Source organism: Asaia sp. SF2.1 (genome assembly GCF_000505765.1).
Taxonomy (GTDB): Bacteria; Pseudomonadota; Alphaproteobacteria; order Acetobacterales; family Acetobacteraceae; genus Asaia; species Asaia bogorensis.
In genome coordinates, this window is the sequence record NZ_AYXS01000004.1 from 41,515 (window position 1) to 43,626 (window position 2,112).

Here is a 2,112-nt window from a genome sequence, read left to right on the forward strand (position 1 = left end):
GTGCCGTCCTGACTCGTTTGCGTTCCTGACAAGGATCTGCCGAGACGTGACCCGTAACGCCCCGCTCAATACGTCGCCCAATACATCGCTGTGGCCCGCGCATGAAGACGACCAGTTCGTCTCACGCCATAACGGCCCGCGCCCTGGCGAAGTCGTTTCCATGCTCAAGACGCTCGGTGTGACAAGCATCGACGCGCTGATCGAGCAGACGGTGCCTTCTGCCATTCTGGACCGCAAGGCCTCTGGCGTCGGCCCCGCGCTGACCGAGAGCGAGGCGCTGGCGCGGCTGAAGCAGATCGCAAGCCGCAATGTGGTCATGCAGTCCATGATCGGGCAGGGCTATCACGGCACGATCCTGCCTCCCGTCATCCAGCGCAACATTCTGGAGAATCCGGCCTGGTACACGGCCTATACGCCGTATCAGCCGGAGATCAGCCAGGGCCGTCTTGAAGCGCTGCTGAACTTCCAGACGCTGGTCTGTGATCTGACCGGGCTCGATATCGCCAATGCCTCGCTTCTGGACGAGGCCACGGCCTGCGCCGAAGCCATGGCGCTCGCCCAGCGCAACGCCAAGACCAAGAGCACGGTATTCTTCGTCGATTCCGACACGCATCCCCAGACGCTTGCGGTGCTGCGGACACGCGCCGAGCCTTTGGGCTGGACCATTCAGCTTGGTAACCCTGAAACCGATCTCGATCCTGAAGCCGTTTTTGGTGCGCTGCTTTCCTATCCGGGCAGCTCGGGTGAAGTGCGTGATTTCCGTGCGGTGATTGCCTCGCTGCACGAAAAGGGTGCCATTGCGGCCCTTACCTGCGACCCGCTGGCCCTTGTCATGCTTGAAGCGCCCGGCAAGCTGGGCGCCGATATCGCCATCGGCTCCATGCAACGCTTTGGCGTACCAATGGGCTTCGGTGGCCCCCATGCCGGGTTCATGGCCGTGCGTGACGCCTATAAGCGCACCATGCCGGGCCGTCTGGTTGGCGTATCGCGCGACAGCCGCGGGGCTTCGGCCTATCGCCTTGCGCTTCAGACCCGCGAACAGCATATCCGCCGCGAGAAGGCGACCTCGAACATCTGCACGGCACAGGTGCTTCTAGCGGTCATTGCCTCAATGTACGCCGTCTATCATGGGCCCGAGGGCCTGCGTGCCATTGCGCATCGTGTGAACCGCCTTGCCTCCATTCTGGCTGAAGGCCTGCGCGAACTGGCCGTCAAGGTCGAGACCAGCGTTTTCTTCGACACCATCACGGTCGAAGCCGGTGAGTCCGCGGCCCTCGTGCTCGAGCGCGCCCGCAAGGCCGGGATCAATCTGCGCGATGCCGGTCAGGGGCGTCTTGGCATTGCGTGTGATGAAACCACTGAGGCGAGCCATATCAAGGCGCTGTGGCGCTGCTTCTGCCCCGATGAGGCGCGTCTTGCCGCGCTTGAGGCCAAGCTTGATGGCGCCACCACGATCCCGGAAGCGCTGACGCGCAGCGGGGCCTTCATGACGGCCGCCGTATTCCATGCGCATCGCTCCGAGACGGACCTGCTGCGCTATATGCGTCGTCTGTCCGACATGGATCTGGCGCTTGATCGCACCATGATTCCGCTCGGCTCCTGCACCATGAAGCTGAACGCCACAGCCGAAATGATCCCCATCACCTGGCCGGAATTCGGGGCGCTTCATCCCTTTGCGCCTGCCGATCAGACTGCAGGTTATCTTGAGCTGTTCGGTATCCTCGAACATGCGCTTTGCGCCGTGAGCGGGTATGACGCGGTTTCGCTCCAGCCCAATTCCGGTGCGCAGGGTGAATATGCCGGGCTGCTCGCCATTCGCGCCTATCATCAGGCCAATGGCCAGAGCGAGCGCGATGTGTGCCTCATTCCGGCCTCGGCGCACGGCACCAACCCGGCTTCCGCCCAGATGGTCGGCATGCGCGTGGTCGTGACCGCCTGCGATGCCGCGGGCAATGTCGATCTGGAGGATCTGCGCAAGAAGATCGCGCAGCACGAAGGGCGCATTGCGGCCCTCATGCTCACCTATCCCTCGACGCATGGCGTGTATGAGGAAGCGGTGATGGAGATCTGCGATCTCGTGCACGAGGCTGGCGGTCAGGTCTATCTGGACGG

The 2,112-nt window shown here is 63.0% G+C and carries 1 protein-coding gene; it reads left to right on the plus strand.

Going from position 1 to position 2,112, the window contains the following annotated elements; all coding sequences use genetic code 11:
- Positions 1 to 46: 46 nt before the first annotated feature.
- Positions 47 to 2,112: aminomethyl-transferring glycine dehydrogenase (gene gcvP / locus P792_RS24020; protein ID WP_023977829.1), on the plus strand; the 2,066-nt coding region annotated here is incomplete at its 3' end.